General features: G+C 67.6%; 14 protein-coding genes. 7 read left to right on the top strand and 7 right to left on the bottom strand.

Annotated elements, in window-relative coordinates; genetic code table 11:
• The first annotated feature begins 42 nt into the window (after positions 1–42).
• From NM1_RS18940 to NM1_RS18925, 4 genes are all read left to right on the top strand, one after another.
• Positions 43–1,548, top strand: coding sequence for a hypothetical protein (locus NM1_RS18940; protein ID WP_084519772.1), 1,506 nt, complete (start codon positions 43–45; stop codon positions 1,546–1,548).
• Between the two features lie 25 nt (positions 1,549–1,573).
• Entirely contained in the window at positions 1,574–2,143 is a 570-nt protein-coding gene (locus NM1_RS18935) for a hypothetical protein (RefSeq protein ID WP_147288890.1), read from the top strand.
• Positions 2,133–2,888: an NYN domain-containing protein gene (locus NM1_RS18930; protein WP_068021346.1), complete on the top strand. Its 756-nt coding sequence runs from the start codon at positions 2,133–2,135 to the stop codon at positions 2,886–2,888. The genes NM1_RS18935 and NM1_RS18930 overlap by 11 nt, the downstream gene beginning before the upstream one ends.
• A gap of 92 nt (positions 2,889–2,980) precedes the next feature.
• Positions 2,981–3,883, top strand: a complete 903-nt coding sequence (locus NM1_RS18925; RefSeq protein WP_068021343.1) for an SMP-30/gluconolactonase/LRE family protein — start codon at positions 2,981–2,983, stop codon at positions 3,881–3,883.
• Positions 3,884–3,993: 110 nt separating this feature from the next.
• Here NM1_RS18925 and NM1_RS18920 read toward each other — a convergent pair whose 3' ends face one another.
• From NM1_RS18920 to NM1_RS18895, 6 genes are all read right to left on the bottom strand, one after another.
• Positions 3,994–4,821 (bottom strand): glycosyltransferase family 2 protein, encoded by an 828-nt coding sequence (locus NM1_RS18920; RefSeq protein ID WP_246010828.1) that lies wholly within the window; start codon positions 4,819–4,821, stop codon positions 3,994–3,996.
• A 235-nt stretch (positions 4,822–5,056) separates the two neighbouring features.
• Entirely contained in the window at positions 5,057–5,749 is a 693-nt protein-coding gene (locus NM1_RS18915) for a hypothetical protein (RefSeq protein ID WP_147288891.1), read from the bottom strand.
• Positions 5,750–6,113: 364 nt separating this feature from the next.
• Entirely contained in the window at positions 6,114–7,271 is a 1,158-nt protein-coding gene (locus NM1_RS18910) for an ROK family transcriptional regulator (protein WP_068021335.1), read from the bottom strand.
• Between the two features lie 360 nt (positions 7,272–7,631).
• Positions 7,632–9,038 carry a sugar ABC transporter permease gene (locus NM1_RS18905; protein ID WP_068021333.1) on the bottom strand — a complete coding sequence of 469 codons (1,407 nt, stop codon included), beginning with the start codon at positions 9,036–9,038 and terminating at the stop codon, positions 7,632–7,634.
• A gap of 15 nt (positions 9,039–9,053) precedes the next feature.
• Complete coding sequence (locus NM1_RS18900) at positions 9,054–9,827, bottom strand: ATP-binding cassette domain-containing protein (RefSeq protein ID WP_068021331.1); 774 nt, start codon at positions 9,825–9,827, stop codon at positions 9,054–9,056.
• A complete protein-coding gene (locus NM1_RS18895; RefSeq protein ID WP_068021495.1) occupies positions 9,827–10,945 on the bottom strand; it encodes a sugar ABC transporter substrate-binding protein in 1,119 nt (372 codons plus the stop codon). Before NM1_RS18895 ends, NM1_RS18900 begins: the two co-directional genes overlap by 1 nt.
• A gap of 245 nt (positions 10,946–11,190) precedes the next feature.
• Between NM1_RS18895 and NM1_RS18890 the strand changes: the two genes are divergently transcribed.
• From NM1_RS18890 to NM1_RS18880, 3 genes are all read left to right on the top strand, one after another.
• Positions 11,191–11,997 (top strand): ABC transporter permease, encoded by an 807-nt coding sequence (locus NM1_RS18890; RefSeq protein ID WP_068021329.1) that lies wholly within the window; start codon positions 11,191–11,193, stop codon positions 11,995–11,997.
• Positions 11,998–12,085: 88 nt separating this feature from the next.
• Positions 12,086–12,844, top strand: a complete 759-nt coding sequence (locus NM1_RS18885) for an ABC transporter permease (RefSeq protein ID WP_084519770.1) — start codon at positions 12,086–12,088, stop codon at positions 12,842–12,844.
• On the top strand, positions 12,841–13,851 hold the full coding sequence (locus tag NM1_RS18880; RefSeq protein WP_068021326.1) for an ABC transporter ATP-binding protein: 1,011 nt from the start codon (positions 12,841–12,843) through the stop codon (positions 13,849–13,851). The genes NM1_RS18885 and NM1_RS18880 overlap by 4 nt, the downstream gene beginning before the upstream one ends.
• Here the strand turns inward: NM1_RS18880 and NM1_RS18875 are convergent.
• A complete protein-coding gene (locus tag NM1_RS18875) occupies positions 13,791–14,603 on the bottom strand; it encodes a DUF4389 domain-containing protein (RefSeq protein WP_084519786.1) in 813 nt (270 codons plus the stop codon). The genes NM1_RS18880 and NM1_RS18875 overlap by 61 nt on opposite strands.
• Positions 14,604–14,681: the final 78 nt, after the last annotated feature.

The raw sequence follows: 14,681 nt of genomic DNA, 5'->3' as shown, positions 1-14,681 counted from the left end.
GAAGAGGCAGCGCTGCGCGAAATCGGCCAGTTCAATGGTCGGTTGTATCGCCGCGAGCTCGCCGCACGGATCGCGCAAGGCACCCTGGACCGCACACGGCAAGCCGACTACCGCGCCGACCGCAAGCGGGCCCTGACCGCCGAGACGTCGTCGCGGTGGGCCGGGGCGATCACTCGATCGGTGGAGGACCAGTACCAGTCGGGTATGCGTGCGTTGGCTGCACACGCGCGCAGCCTGGATTCAGCTGTCGCGACGCTCGCGGCACGGTGCACGCTCGCCCCGAACGAACGCGATGGGAAGGTCGCGGGCTATCGAGACACCGCGGAACGTTTCGCCAAGACTCGACGCCTCGCGGCCCTGCGTGTGGTCGCCGAGCGCGCTCGGCGCAATCTGGCCGAGGGACGTCCGTCGATTGTGGTCGGCGGGAAACAGTTGTGGCGCAACCGTAACCATCTCGCCGACGTACCCATGTCCGAGGCCGGGTGGCGACAGCAGTGGGATGCGGCACGAATGTTTCTCACCGCCGACGGGGAAGCTGGCAAGGTGGGTGGGAACGAAACCATCCGTGTCGCACCCGAAACACGGCGGCTGCGCGTCAAAGTTCCCGCCGCCCTGGCGGATCGGTTCGGGACCCACCTCGAGATCGCCGCTCCGGTGACCTTCTGCCATCGCAGCACCGAGTGGACGGGGCGCATCGCAGCACGCCAGGCCGTGCGCTACGACATCGTGTTCGACCCGACCCGGGACCGCTGGTACCTGGATGCGTCGTGGTCGTTAGCGCCCACACCGACCGTACCGCTCACTGCGATCCGAACCGGGCCGGTGCTGGGGGTTGATCTCAACGCCGGGCATCTGGCCATTTGTGTTCTCGACCGGTATGGCAACCCCGTCGGCGAGCCCGCCACGATCGCCCTGCCAGGACATGGCCTGTCCTCGTCGCGGCGGGACGGGCACCTACGTGCTGCGCTCACCGCGCTGTGCGATCAGGCCGTACTCACCGGGTGCACTGCGATCGTGATCGAGGATCTCGACTTTGCCGATGCCCGCGGCACAGGCCGGGAAACCATGGGTCGCGGCCGCCGCGGCAAACGATTCCGCCGTGTGGTCGCCACCATCCCCACCCGCCGGTTCCGAGAACGACTGCGTGCCATAGCCACACGGCTCGACATTGCCGTCGTAGCGGTCGATCCGGCCTACACCAGCAAGGTCGGTGCCAAGCATTGGCGCACACCGCTGCAGGAGCAGACCCAGACTTCCGATCGTGCGGTGACCGTCCATCACGGAGCGGCGGTCGCGATCGGTCGACGCGGACTCGGGGTGAAGCTCTCGCGCCACTCGAGCGGCCCCCGCCACGCACAGCGGAGCGTGGCGGGCCAACCGCCGAGCCTGGCGAGAGCCACCGCCCAGAGACGCGTGGCGTGTGAGAAGCCCTGCCCCGCCCTCGACCCCCTCGGGAGGCCGGACCGGTCCGGCAGCAAGCACCACACACCTGCGGCCAAGACCGTTCGGGCCGCAACCGAGAGATATCCTCTATCACTCACGGATTAGGAACGGTGCGATGCACTGGGATCAGATGACTGCCACGGCGCACGACCTGCGCAAACGCGCTACCCGGCTGCGTCGCGGCGTCGGCCAGCTCGGGGTGATCGAATCGATCCTCGACGCGGCGGACGGGCCGTGGCTCGGGGCGATGGATGCCGACGGGCGCGGCACGGCGGAGCTGCGAATGCACCTCGCCGGGCGCTATCGCCTCACCGCCGTCGTGACCAGCGCCGGAAAACTGAGCCTCGCGCAGATGAACGCCCCCGTTTCCGGACCTGCCGCCGAACGCGTGCTCTCGTCGAAGCCCGCGCTCCGGCGCGGCTGGGACGAATCCATGCCGATGCCGAAGCAGCCCGAGTGGCTCGATCACGTCGTGGAATGGGTGTCGAACGCGAGCCTGCACGTGGGCCGCCGGGCGGTCCTCGAATGGCAGCTCGAGGGCGCCGACCGGAAGCTGACCTCGATGAACGACACCATCGACAGCCTGCGCATCAGCCTGCTGGAACGCGAGCAGATGCGCGACGAACTGGCCGTCGAGGTGGCGGAAATGCGCGCCGAGCTGGAATCCCTCGAGAGCCGGGAGCCGACCGATGACCAGTGACAATGCCACGCGGCTCGCGGTGCTGATCGATGCGGACAATGCGCAACCCGGAATCGCCGACGGGCTGCTGGCCGAGGTCGCCACGTACGGCACCGCGCACGTGAAGCGCGCCTACGGCGACTGGACGAGTTCGAATCTCAAGGGCTGGAAGGAACAGCTGCTGGAGCAGTCGATCCAGCCGATCCAGCAGTTCGGCTACACCACCGGGAAGAACGCCACCGACTCGGCGATGATCATCGATGCGATGGACCTGCTCTACACCGGCAACCTCGACGGATTCGTCATCGTCTCCAGCGATAGCGATTTCACGCGGCTGGCCAGCCGCATCCGCGAATCCGGCCTGACCGTCTACGGTTTCGGCCAGCGCAAGACGCCCAAGCCCTTCGTCGCCGCCTGCGACAAGTTCATCTATACCGAAAACCTCACCGGCACAACGGAAGAGGTCGCCACCGCCAAATCCCGCAAGACCGCGGCCAATCAGCTGAAGGGCGACGCCAAACTGATGAACCTGCTGCGCAACGCCGTGGACGCGGCCTCCGACGACTCCGGCTGGGCCATGCTGTCGGGCGTCGGCTCGATCATCAACAAGCAGCGCCCCGACTTCGACCCCCGCACCTTCGGATACACCAAGCTCGGCGAGTTGTTCACCGCGACAACGCTGTTCGACCTGGAGGGCCGCAGCCCGGGCGAGGGCAAGCCGGAGGTCACCTACGTCCGCGACATCCGGCATCGGCCCGAGAAGTAGGGACCGCACCATCGTGCGATGACGCGATGGCAACGCATGCCCCGATCACTTGGGGGTCCCTCGGCCGAGGTGTAGTGGCATAGGCTGCGCAAATGGTCTTGTCGGGCGCACGAATTCGCGCGTTGTGTGTCGCTGCCGCCATGGCGGTCTGCGGGCTCGCGGCGGCCCCGGCGCAGGCAGCCGCGGAGTGCGGCGGGTGGCAGGTCGAGACCGTGGCGCACGGTTTGGGGGAGCTGGAGAATCTCGAGCCCGACGGCCGGGGTGGGTTCTATCTGTCCGGGGCCTCGAGCGTGACGCATATCGATGCCGCGGGGCAGGTGGGCGTGGTGCTCGAGAATATGGGCGTGCCCCGCGGCCTGCGGCTCGACGGCTCGATCCTGTCCGTGGTCGGCGGGCGGGACGGCAGATTGTGGCAGTTGGACACCGCGACAGGCGAAGTGACCAAACCTGCGGCGTTCGCGGGCAACGGGCTGCTGCGGCTGCCCGGCGGCGATCTGCTGACGACCTGGGTCGGCACCGAGGGTGGCCCGTCCCAGGGACTGACCCGCTATCTGCGCGACTCCGGCACGGTCGTCCCCAACTGGTCGCCCGTGCCGCGTTCGGAAGGGCTGGCGCTCAGCCCGGACCACCGCGCCGTGTACACCGACGACCTGCTCACCGGCGAGATCATCCGCGTCCCGCTGGACACACCGGATCGGTGGACGATCGTGACGAGGCTACCCGGGGTGTTCGCGGGCGTGGACGATCTGACCATGTCGCAGGCCGGATCGCTGTATGTCGCAGCCCATTTCGAAGGCGCGATCCACCGTGTGGACCCGGACACCGGCGCTTCGTGTGTCATTGCCTCGGGCCTGTCGAGCGGGTGGACCGGGCCGAGTTCGGTGCGCATCGCCCCGGACGGCGAGGGCTGGGCGCTGTACACCACGGGTTTTGACGGCACTCTGCGCCGCCTGCGACCTCCCGCCGACGTGGACCTGTCGCCGGTCCGATCCTGAAGCATTACGGCACAACAGGTCTAGATCCTGCTCGGCTGACCTGGCCGCTGGCCGACGCCGCCGCCGAGCGGCGCAGGTCGAGCGGTTCTTCGGTCGGCGCTGATCCGCCCTCAATCTCCCAGCGGGAAGAGGCGTTCGGCGTCCGGACGGAACGTGAAACGACGTCGATCGAAATCCCAGAACCGGTAGAGCGGCCACTGCGCAGTGTGCGACACCAGGGCACCGGCGATGATCACGTAGTGCGGCCACCGGATCGGGATCTCCTGCCGCCGCGCCGTGCGCAGTCCACCCCGGTGGAACTGCAGGCACCGCCGCGGGGCGAGCCTCCGGCGGCGAGACGAGGTCCGCACGCGCATATTCACGAGCTGGTGGATGACCTGCCCGTGTTTGACCAGGCAGATCGCCAGGTCCAGATCGTCGACGACATCCGGCCGGGTCGATGTATCGCCCCGGACCTTCTCCCACGCCGTGCGCCGGATCGCCATCGACGGGCCGTACATATTGCCCACGCGCCCACCGAGTTTGCCGAGTTTCCGCTGCAGCAGAATGCCGAACTCGAGCAGGCCGCCGACCGGCGAATCGTGATAGGTCGCAATACCCGTCACCGCGGCGCAATCGGGAGTGTCGTCGAAGTGCCGCCGTATGACCTCACCCCAGTCCGCGGCTACCAGCGTATCGGCGTCGGTGCGCGCGATGTATTCGCCGCGCGCCTCGTCGAATCCGGTGTTGCGGGCCCGGGCGACCCCGCGCCGGGATTCCGTGACGACAAACACTTTCGGATGTTCGCGAGAATATTTCTCGACGAGCTGACGAGTACCGTCCGTGCTGCCGTTGTCGACCACCACGATCTCGTCGACGGCCGCCTGTACGGCCAGTTTGTCCAGTGTTCGAGCGATGCTCTTCGCCTCGTTCAGTACGGGAATCACAACAGTGAGCACGATTGGCGGATTGGCATCTACCACAAAACTGTCCACATCTACTTGCAGGTCGATCATCGCTGGCGGGATAGCCGAATCGAAGTCCTTCGATTATCCGAGGTTATCCCGGCTGGTAAGCGGTATCCTATTCCCGCTGTAGATAAACACAAACATTTACGAAAATTACTGCGCCATGTAACATTTCCGTGTGTCGCAACTCGGCCATCGTCGCAATTGAGCTACTTTTCGATGATGCTCACCGAGCGGGTCGCCGTGTCGTCGCTGTAACCACCACGACGACGGCCGCGACGATCGAGGCGGCACAGGCGATCATGGCGGCGGCGGTGATGCTGGTGGTGGCGTACGGCGAGGGGCGGGCGCCCGGCAGCACCAGGTCGCCACCGGCGACGGCCCACTGGATCCACGAGCCGATCTGGCCGCCGGCGTCCCAGCCGCGCTGCGTCATGTCGTACAGGTCCGAAGCCCGGCTGTTGAGATGACGCAGCGTCAACAGCACGAACAGCGCCGTGGCCACACCGGAAGCGGCGGCGACACGCGACAGCGCCCGCGAGCGAATCCCGAGGTTGATCCCCACCACAGTCACCATCACGATGATGGCGGCGGTAGTGAGAATCGCCCACGTGCCGTTGATATTCGCGGTGGTCGGGCCCGATTTCGACCAGCCCATCATGTAGCTGGTGGTGGCCTGGATGCGGCCGAAGGCATTCGCGCGCGCCACACCGTCCGGTCCGGTGACGGTGAGCCAGGGCACAAACAACAACCCGAACGTCACGACATTCGCGCCGGCGGCCGCCAGATAGCCCCCGTGTCCCCGTAGCCGGACTGTCCAGCGCCCGGCACGCGCCGAGTGCCGTTCGCGCAGCAGGCCCGCCCAGCTACGCGGGGTCGCCGGTGCCCGGGAGTTCCCACGACCCGTCAGCGTCGACACCCGTTCGCGCAGTACGGCTTTCCACCCACCCTCGCGGCCCGGATCGCACCTCGGGTGGTCGGGAACCTCACATGTCGTCGACCCGGAGGGCTCGGCCGGTGCCGCGGTTTCGGAACGAGGATTTTCCTTCAGTTGCCAAGGAGTCGGGCGGGTCATCGCCGCCACCCACGGCGGACATCACGTGCCGAACCGTCCCAAATATGTTTCTGCACAACGGATGTCATAGACCGGACCCCACGACAGACCATTCCGGCATGGTAGGCAGCACATTCCGGTTCGATCGCCGCTCCATACGTCCCTTTAACGCTTGCGGCCCCGCACCGTTCGTTTCCCACACGGAATCTTTGCGGCCGACCTCGCCACCTCACACGGTCGCGAGCACATCCTCGAATGCTGCCTCCGCGGCCCCGAGCAGCTTCAGATCGCCCCCGAGCGACGACTTCTCGATGCGCACCCCGCCGAGCGCCCGGCTGACCATGCTGCGCTCCCGGACCTCCCGCCGGGCGCGCTCCACCACGGCATCGGGCAGCGCGGTGAACAGGTCGCCCAGCACCACCAGCTCCGGGCCGAGCACGTTGACCACATTGACCAGGCCGAGGATCAGCCAGTCCACGTACTCCCCGAGCCGGGCCACCGGATTCGAATCACGGTGCAGCTCTCGCAGTTCCGCGACGATCGCACCCCTCGGACTCCCCGCCGCCAGCCCGAGCGCGCGGCGCAGCGCGGCCTCCCCGACCTCGGTCTCCCAGCATCCGACGTTGCCGCAGTGGCAGTCGCGCCCGCCCGGATGCACGGTCATATGGCCGATTTCGCCGAGATATCCGGCCGATCCACGCAACAGCGCGCCCTGGGCGATGATGCCGCCGCCCACTCCGACATCGGCGGAGACGAACACCGCATCCGAGGCCCCACGCCCCGCCCCGCGCACGAACTCCGACAGGGCACCGAGCTCCGCGTCGTTGCCGACCACCACCGGCACACCCAGCGTGGCGGCCATGTACCGTCCGAGCGGCACATCCAGCCAGCCGAGATTCGCCGCACCGTGCACCATTCCGTCGGATCGGCGCACGATGCCCGGCACCGACACCCCCGCCGCCACCGGACGCAGCCCCAGATCCTGCGCCAGCAGCGCGGCGGATTCGGCGACGTGGCACACCACCTCGTCCGGATCGCGTTGCCGCCCACGCAGATTCCAGCTGTTGCGCCCGAGGATCTCACCGCCCAGCCCGACCAGCGCGATCCCGGCATGTTCCACCTGCACATCCACCGCCAGCACCACCACCGCCTGCGGCTGCGGCAACACCAGCAGCGAGGGCCTGCCAGCCCCCTGCGCGAGCCGCGGCACCCGCTCGGCCACCACACCGTCCCCCGCCAGCCCGTCCACCAACATCTTGATCGTCGACCGATTCAGCCCGAGCTCCGCCGCCAGCGCGGCCCGCGTCGCGGGCCCGCCGGTATGCAGCCGCCGCAGCAACGAGGCCCGATTGAACCGCCGCACCTCATCCGGCCGCGCAACGGTCATCGCCCGATCATCAGCACAGCCACCCTCCCGCACCCCGGCGTTCGCGCACTCCCCACTGGCTAACGCACCCTTCGCAGCGTGTGCGGGGACGTGCACGGGGTGCGACTCGAGCTGGTGCACCACTGCGAGGTGCGCCCGCAGGTGTGCTCCCTCGTGTTCGCGCACCCCCCATTGGCTCACGCACCCCCTGCAACAGCTGCAGCGGGTGCGAGAACACGCAAAGGGTGCGACAGGGCTGGGACACCGTTGGGAAGTGCGTCCACAAGTGTGTGCCCTCGTGTTCGCGCACCCCGCATCGGCTCACGCACCCACTGCGACGGTTGCAGAAGGTGCGGGGAGGGTGGGGCCGCGGGGAGGTGCTCATCGGCCCGATGCTGCGGCGCGGCGGCGGGAGACGGCGTCCACTGTGGCGGCGAGGAGCAGCACCAGGCCGGTGACGATGGAGACCACCGCGGCGGGCTGGCGCAACAGGCCCAGGCCGTTGGAGATCACCGCCAGCACCGCGCCGCCAATCACGGCATCGGCTACCCGGCCCTTACCGCCGAACAGCGAGGTGCCGCCGATCACCGCGGCACCGACGGCGAACAGCAGCGTGTTCAGCCCGCCCGCCTGCGGATCCACCGACCCGACCTTGGACGAGTAGACGATGGCGCCGACGGCCGCGCATCCGGAGCAGATCACGAAAACGCTTGCCCGCAACTGGATCACATTGATACCGGCCCGCCGCGCCGCCTCCCGATTGCCGCCGGTGGCGTACGCGTGCCGCCCATAGGTGGTGCGGTTGAGCACGTAGGTGCCGATGACGAGCAGTACCAGCACGATCGGCACCACATACGGCACACCGGAGATCTCGATCAGCGGGCTCGGCGAGCGGTTCACCGTGAGCAACGCCGTCGCCACCACCGCCAGCACGACCAGCACCGCCACCCGGCCCACCACCAGGGGGGTCGGCTGCGTCACCAAACCCTTTGCCCGCCTGCGGAAATGACCTCCGAGAGTCACGACGGCCCACCCGCCGCCGGCCACCACGCACAGCACCCAGCTGCCCAGCACCGACAGGTTCCCGTTCGCCACCTGGTCCAGCACGTGGGAGGAGCTGATCCCCAATACCCCTCCCTCGCCGATCAATTGGAGGATCGCACCCTGCCAGGCCAGGAACAGCGCGAGCGTCACCACGAACGACGGCATCCCGATCCGGGCCACCAGAAATCCGGTGATGCAGCCGATGGCGATCCCCACACAGACCGCCAGCAGCATCTCGATCCACGGATCGGCGTGCATCCCGGTCACCGTGATCGCGACGCCGAGCAGCGACATCGCCACCCCCGGCCAGATGCGCAGCAGCGCCGCGAGCACCGCGGCCAGCACCAGCAGCCCGTTGAAGACGATGAAGACCGAATTGCCCATGCCCGCCAGCAGATTTCCGTTCTCGACGTAATGCATGGCCAGCACCGCGCCCGCCACCCCGGACGCGGTGCCCGCGGACAGGTCGATCTCGCCGAGCAGCAGCACGTACACGATGCCCATCGCGATGATGGTCTGTCCCGCCCCCTGCGCGAGCAGGTTCGCGATGTTGTTGAGCGAGAAGAAGACATCCGACAGCGACGCGAACAGCACGACCAGCACCACCAGTCCCAACAGGGCCGGGAGCGAGCCGATCTCGCCGCCCCGTACCCGCGCGAGGTAGCCGCGCACCGCCTCACCCGTGGATACGGTCGTGGTGTCGATGCCGAAATCGGACACCGCCGCATTCGAAACTTGCGTCATCACATCGTCTTCCTGCTACAGCACCGCGGATTCCGGCCGGGCCAAACCCAATTCGCCGGAGCGGCCCGCGGTGATCAGTTCCACCACCTGGTTCTGGGTCACCTCGGCCGCGCGCACCTGGGCCGCCGTCCGGCCCAGGTACAGCACCGCGATCCGATCGGCGACCTCGAACACATCGGCGAGGTTGTGGCTGATCAGCACCACGCCCAGCCCCTGCTCGGCGAGGCGCCGCACCAGATCGAGCACCTGCCGGGTCTGCGCCACGCCGAGCGCCGCGGTCGGCTCGTCGAGCAGCACCAGGGTGCTGTTCCACAGCACCGATTTCGCGATCGCCACGGTCTGCCGCTGTCCGCCCGACAGCGCCGACACCGGAGTGCGCACGGATTTCACCGTGCGCACCGACAGCGACGCGAGGGTGCGTCGCGCCGCCTCCTCCATGCTCGCCTCGTCCATGAACCACGGCCGCCCCCGCTCGCGGCCGAGGAACATGTTCTGCACGATGTCGAGATTGTCGGCCAGCGCCAGATCCTGGTACACGACCTCGATGCCCAGCGCGGCAGCGTCTTTCGGCCCGCGAATCTGCACCGGCTCGCCCCGGAACCGGATGGTCCCGGACTCGGCACCGTGAATGCCTGCGATGCACTTCACCAGCGTCGACTTCCCCGCACCGTTATCACCGACCAACGCGGTCACCTCACCGGCCGGTGCGACGAGTTCCACATCATGCAACACGTGCACGGCCCCGAAACTCTTGTTGAGCCCGGAGATCTGCAGCAACGGTTCACTCATTACGCAATCCCGAGTTGCGTGCAGATCTGCGCGACGTCACCCGTGCACAGCTCGCTCGCCTTGACGTATCCCTGGTCCACGACCTGCTTCACCTCGGTGCGGGTGATCGAATGCGGGTCCAGCAGTACCGATTTCACCTCGCGCTTACCCTTGGGGTCCTGGCTTGCCGCCGTGGCCAGGGCATCGGCGGCCGCCTTGTCGCCCTTGGCCAGCGCCACGGCCAGCTTCGCGGCCGCGTCCGCCTCGTCCTGGATCGGCTTGAACACCGTCATGTACTGATCGCCGCGCAGCACCGCCTTCAGGCCCTCGGTGGTGGCATCCTGGCCGGTCACCGGCACCTTTCCGGCGAGGGCGTTCTTCTTCAGCACCGTGATGATCGCGCCGGCCAGGCCGTCGTTGGCGGCCACCACGCCGTCGACCTTGCCACCGTTGCCGGTGAGCAACTGCTCGAAGGTCTGGCCGCCGCGCTGGTTGTCCCAGCCGTCGATGGGCTGGCTGTGCACCAGCTTCAGCGCTCCCGAATCGTAAAGGGGTTGCAACACCTTGCGCTGGCCCTGCGCGAACAGGGTGGCGTTGTTGTCGGTCGGAGCGCCCTCGATCTCGATCACCTGTGCGCCCGGCTTGTCCTTCAGCGCATCGGCCACCCCCTGGCCCTGCAGCTGACCCACCCGCACGTTGTCGAAAGAGACGTAGTAGTCGGAGGATCCGCCGAGATTGAGCCGGTCGTAGTCGATGGTGGGGATGCCCGCCTTCTTCGCCTTGTTCGCCACCGCGGTGCCGACCTCGCTGTTGATCGCGGCAATCAGCAGCACCTTGACCCCCTGCGCGATCATGCCGTCGGCGAGGGTGGAGAACTTCTGCACGTCGCCCTGGGCGTTCTGGACGTCGGCGTCGAATCCCTGGGCGCGCAACGCCTTCTGCAGCATCGGGCGGTCGAAGCCCTCCCAGCGGGCCGAGGTCGCGGTCTCCGGCAGGATCACGCCCACGGTCCCCTGGCCCCCGCCGCCACCGGGGCTCGTGGTGGTGTCGTCACTGCGCGTGGTGTTGGAGCCGCACGCGGCGAGCGTGAGCAGACCGGTGAGCGCAATCGCCACGGCCCCACATGTTTTCGTCCTCATCAGGTGAACCTTTCGAGCGGCGGCCGCCCGAGTGCCCGGCTCGGGGTGGGGCCCGGCGACGGCGGCCATATGTTGTAGGCAACAACTTATGGCACCGATAATGCGACCGGGATCACAATTGGACAACGGTACGAATCAGTCGCTCCGGACAACGGCTCAGCAACCGCCCGGTATCACTTTCGGAACACCCTCGATTCCCGAATCCTGTTGTGAACGCAACTCTATGGCCGTAGCGTGACTTGGTTGTGCGCGCCGATCCTCGTGTCTACCTGTGCCTGGCGGAGGCGGGTTTTCGCAGGCAGTGGCACTATCGCCTCGCCATGTTCGCAGGCATGTTCACCAATGTGGTGTTCGGGCTGGTGCGTGCCTCGGTGCTGCTGGCGGCGGTGCGGTCCACGACCGAATTCGGTGGCTACACCTCGGATTCGATCGGCGCGTACGTGTGGCTGTCCCAGGGGTTGCTGGCCGCGCTCGGGGTGATGGGCCCGCCGCTCGAGATCGTCGACCGGATCAAGAACGGCGACGTCGCCATCGACTTCCTGCGGCCGGTCGATATCCAGTTCTCCCATCTGGCCGCGGATCTCGGCCGCGCGGGCTGCACCCTGCTGCTGCGCGGGCTGCCCAGCGTCGCGGCGGGCATGTTCACCATGAGCCTGGGCCTGCCGCACACCGGCATGCCGTACCTCCTGGGCGCGGTGAGTGTCGTGCTGGCGGTGACGATTTCGTTCCTGCTGCTGTTCGCGGTGAGCCTGGTCGGCTTCTGGCTGGTGGAGACGCGCGGGATCCGGCTGCTGTACCAGATCGTCTCGACCTTCCTGGGCGGGTTGTTCCTACCCGTTCACCTGTTTCCCGGCTGGCTGTACGTGTTCGCGAACCTCACCCCGTTTCCCTCCCTGCTGCAAACTCCGATCGATGTGCTGTCCGGGCGGGCGAGCGGATCGGCGGCCGTGCACGTGATCGGAATCCAGGTGCTGTGGGTGATCGCCGGAATCACCCTGGGCCGACTGCTGCTGCGGGCGGGGCGGCGGAAGCTGGAGGTCCAGGGTGGCTGATTCGGACCTAGCACTCGGAACTTCCTCGGAAGCTCGTGTGGCACATGGCAATTGGCTACGACCGTATGCGGCGGTACTGCGCTCGCGCATGCGATCGCAACGTGCCTACCCGCTGTCCTTCGCCGCCGATCTGCTGTCCTCACTGCTGATCGGCCTGGTGGAGTTCGCCGAGGTGTGGGTGATCTACCACAACGTCCGGGTGCTCGGCGGACTCGATCTGGACGCGATGCTGCTGCTGTTCGGGATGTCCAATCTCGCCTTCGCCCTGGCGCAGATCGCGGTGGGGCACACCGACACCCTGCCCACCTACATTCGGATGGGCACCCTCGACGCCTTCCACCTGCGACCGCAACCGCTGCTGCTGCAGCTGATCACCAGCGATATCTCGCTGCGCCGCCTCGCCCGCGCCGGAGTGGCCGCGGTGGTGCTGTGCACGGGCCTGGTGGTCAACGACATCGATTGGACGGCAAAGACATTCATACTCCTGCCGCTCTCACTGGCGACCGGGGTGGCGATCTTCGCCGGGCTGTTCGTGTGCGCGGCCGGGCTGCAGTTCTTCCTCATCGACGGTTCCGAGCTGACCAACAGCTTCACCTACGGCGGTTCCTTCGCGTCGCAGCAGCCGTCCGCGGTGTTCTCCTCGCCGATGAAGCTGCTGTTCGGATTCGCGGTGCCGGTGGCCTTCGTCGCCTACCTGCCGACGATCGCGATTCTTCGGCTGCCCGGCCCGCCCTGGCTGCCATCGGCACTGGCGTGGGCGACGCCGATCGCGGCACTGTGGATTTGGATTCTCGCGCTGACGTGCTGGCAGCTGGGTGTACGGCACTACCAGGGAGGCGGCGGATGAACGCGATCGAGATCACGGATCTGACCCGGCAGTTCGTGCTGCGGCGCAAGGAGGACGGGCGCTGGCGCCGCCGCCGCGAGGTGCTGACCGCGGTCGACCGCATGAGCTTCCGGGTCGAATCCGGTTCCGCCGTCGGCTATATCGGCGCCAACGGGGCAGGGAAGTCGACGACCATCAAGATGCTCACCGGCATTCTCGTGCCCACCTCGGGCTCGGTGCGCACCTGCGGGCTGGAACCGGTGCGGCAGCGCCGCGAACTGGCCGGTCGCATCGGGGTGGTGTTCGGACAGCGCTCGCAACTGTGGTGGGATCTGCCGCTGCGCGAATCGTTCCGGATCCTGGCCGCCATCCACCGCCTCGATCCGGACGCCGCGCGCAAGCGCATCCACGAACTCGTCGAACAGCTGCAGATGGCCGACACCCTCGACACACCCGTGCGCCAGCTGTCGCTGGGGCAGCGCATGCGCGCGGAAATCGCCGCGGCCCTGCTGCATTCGCCCGAGCTGCTGATTCTGGACGAGCCCACCATCGGACTGGACGTGCTGGCCAAGCAGCGGTTGCGCGAATTCCTGTCCTACGAGCGGATCCAGCGCGGCACCACGCTGCTGCTGACCACCCACGACATGGGCGATATCGAGCGGCTGTGCGAGCGGGTGCTGGTGGTCGACCACGGACGGCTGGCGTACAACGGTTCACTGACCGGATTGGCCGCGACGGTGGGGATGCGGCGCGTGCTCGTGGTCGACCTCGCCGCACCCACCACCGATCTCGTCGGCCTGCCGGGCGCTCAGCTGGTGTCGAGCGAAGGCGGCGGCATCCGGCAGCGGCTGGCCTTCGACCCCGAGTCCACCACCGCCGCACAACTTCTCACCGCCGTCTCCGCCCGCACCGAGGTCCGTGACCTGTCCATCGAGGAGCCCGACATCGAGGATGTGGTGCGCCGAATCTACGACGCCGCCCCGGGACCGCTGGGACCCTGGCCCGGCTCCGGCTCGCTCGGCCCCTGATCCGGCGCCGGCTCGCTCGGCCCCGGTTCCGGCGCGGGCTCGCCCGGCCCGCGCAGCGGCGCACCCGCACTCGATGCCACCACCGGCTCCGGCTCGCGCGGGCCCTGGTCCAGGCGGAACGGCGGGTACTCGTCGCGCATCAGCGTGGCGTAGGAGTACACCCGGATCATCCACCGGTTCAAGCCCATCACGAAGGCGAACAGGCCACCCGGGTACCGGCCCGTGAACAGCAGGCCGACGACCGCGATCAGGAGCAGGATCGTCAGCAGCCCGATGAAGCCGCCGCCGCCGTAGTCGCCGTCGTCGCCGCCCCACGATTGCCAGCCCCCGCTGAAGGCCCAGAGCACCAGATAGTGCGGAATCGCCAGCAGCCACCATTTGATCAAAACCAGTCCGCGGCTGAGCCGTTCGGGATAATCGACCTCGAGATCGGCCGGATAGTCGTCCCGCGACTGCAGACTGAACGGCGGATAGCGATCCGTGCCGAGCGCGGACAACGCATAGAACTCCACGCGCCAGGACCACCGCAGCACACCGACGTTGAAGTCGAAAAGCGCACGGGGATAACGGCCCGTGAACAATATGGCAAAGAAGGCGATCACCGTGACGACGGCGAACGCGATGTGCAGAAAGAACAGCACGATGTAATGCGGAATGGCCAGAATCCATTTGACGATCCACTGCCACCGCGACAGACCGGGGTCGAGGTCACCGCGCACACGAACCGGGTACGCGGGTGCTGAAGAATTCATGATCACGCTCCTTCCGGGCGTTCTCGGCTCATGCCCGAGCCGTATGCGATCAATTGTTTCCCATCCGCCCGAAAATCT

It is taken from the genome of Nocardia mexicana NBRC 108244, from assembly GCF_001613165.1.
Classification (GTDB): domain Bacteria; phylum Actinomycetota; class Actinomycetes; order Mycobacteriales; family Mycobacteriaceae; genus Nocardia; species Nocardia mexicana.
The sequence above is the reverse complement of the archived record's forward strand: the minus strand, read 5'-3'. Positions and strand labels throughout refer to the sequence as shown.